Below are 1,280 nucleotides of genomic sequence, written 5' to 3' on the forward strand. Positions count from 1 at the left end.
GGCGACATTGTCGATACCGTGGATGCGGTAGTATTCCCAGCTCAGGTTCATCGCCCGCGTGCCCATCGGGTTTTGCGGCCCGGCCTCGACCCGCTCGGGCAGCGAGGGGTCGCGCTCGCGCATGTTGGGGGTGGGAATCCAGACCGGTTCGCGGCGCTTGAGCACGATCTCGGTATAGCCCAGGCGGGTGAATTCATCGGTCATCGGCACCGAGGTCGGATAAAGGCGATAGATGCTTTCATCCTCGGACCAGTAATGCAGCGCGCGCGACTGGGTGTCGCACAGGATGGCACCCTTGCGCAGGTTGTCGAAATGCTCCTGCCACTGCTGGGTGCGAAAGCCCATCAGGTTGTGGCGCACGCGCTCGACGGGTGCATTCTCTTCGATCTCGCCGGTATACTGCTGGCCGAGCGCGGGCATGGCGAAGGCTGCCATGCCACCGGCAAGGAAGGTGCGCCGGGAAGTTTGCGAAAAGCTCATGGTCGTCTCCATCTGGTTCTTGATTAGGACATCGCCGCACCGGCCCCAAAAGGCAAGCCCGGCCAGCATGGTCGGGCTTCACTTCCGATCACGCAGGCGTGAAATCAGTGTCCGTGCCGCCAATTCGTGCACCCTGTGCCGCACTTGGCGGCAGCGCGGCGGGATGGTATCGGTGGGCGCGACACGCGCCGAAGGCAAAGAGGCAACGCAATTTGCGCGTTTCGGTTCCACCTGCGCGCAAGGGAAACGCCACAATGACCCAGACCCCGATTCCGGTTTCGCTGCTGACAGGCTTTCTGGGCTCGGGCAAGACCACGCTTCTCAATCATTTGCTTGGTGACCCGCGCATGGCGCGCGCGGCGGTGATCATCAACGAGTTCGGCGAGATCGGGCTGGACCATGACCTTGTCGAATCGGCCACCGAAACCATGGTGCTGATGCAATCGGGTTGCCTGTGCTGCACGGTGCGCGGCGATCTGGCGCAGACGCTGGCGGAGCTGAAGGCGCGGCGCGATGCGGGTGAGGCCGATTTCGACCGCGTGGTGATCGAAACCACGGGCATTGCCGACCCCGGCCCCATCGTGCAGACGCTGGTGATGGACCCCCTGCTTTCGACCGATTTCGCGCTGGACGGGGTGCTGACCACCGCCGATTGCGCCAGCGGCCAGGCGACGCTGGATGCCCATTTCGAGGCCGTGCAGCAGGCGGCCATGGCGGATCGGCTGATCCTGACCAAGACCGATCTGGCCCTGCCCGCCGAGATCGCCGCTTTCGAGCGCCGCCTGGCGGCGATCAACCCC

Annotated in this window: 2 protein-coding genes; one reads left to right on the plus strand and one right to left on the minus strand. The window is 64.5% G+C overall.

What is annotated here, in order from left to right:
- Positions 1–549 (minus strand): L,D-transpeptidase family protein (locus tag Q7U95_RS01280; RefSeq protein WP_308751469.1); only part of this gene is annotated, 549 nt, incomplete at its 3' end.
- A gap of 185 nt (positions 550–734) precedes the next feature.
- On the opposite strand from Q7U95_RS01280, the gene Q7U95_RS01285 reads away from it, so the two are divergent.
- Positions 735–1,280, plus strand: a 546-nt coding sequence (locus Q7U95_RS01285; RefSeq protein ID WP_308751470.1) for a GTP-binding protein, incomplete at its 3' end; no start/stop codon positions are given.

It is taken from the genome of Candidatus Oleimmundimicrobium sp. (assembly GCF_030651595.1).
GTDB lineage: Bacteria > Actinomycetota > Aquicultoria > UBA3085 > Oleimmundimicrobiaceae > JAUSCH01.